Here is a 417-nt window from a genome sequence, read left to right as displayed (position 1 = left end):
CCTCGATCCACCGATTTGTATCTGTTCGGGCGGTGAGGGGTAGACGAAATGCCCTGTCTGAGTGGCAGAATGGGACTTGCTAAGGGTTCCATCCGCACACGCAGAAGGGCATCTCGTAGATGCGATTGTCTCATAGTCATCCGGTCCGGTCTGCATCCTGTGATGACCCGAACCTGCTCGGCGTGGCCGGATTGGTACCGGTAATGAACTTGGCTGAACAGGCTGGCCTGTCGGAGTTGGCGCGTGCGCATCTGAGCGTGCCCACCGACAAGGGCGCCCACCCAGATCGCAAGGTGTTCTCGCTGGTCGCAGGGATGGTGGCCGGCGCCGACAGCATCGACGATATGGCAGTACTGCGGCACGGCGCGATGGGGAAGGTGTTCGACCACCCGTACGCCCCGTCAACGTTGGGATCGT

General features: G+C 61.2%; 1 pseudogene. It reads left to right on the top strand.

The window, feature by feature from the left end:
- Positions 1-119: 119 nt before the first annotated feature.
- Positions 120-417: pseudogene (locus B1964_RS28210) on the top strand (IS1380 family transposase); the annotation flags it as partial.

Origin of the sequence: Gordonia sp. i37 (genome assembly GCF_002043085.1) — a bacterium.
In the GTDB taxonomy this organism is placed as follows: domain Bacteria; phylum Actinomycetota; class Actinomycetes; order Mycobacteriales; family Mycobacteriaceae; genus Gordonia; species Gordonia polyisoprenivorans.
This window is presented reverse-complemented; position numbering and strand designations above follow the sequence as displayed.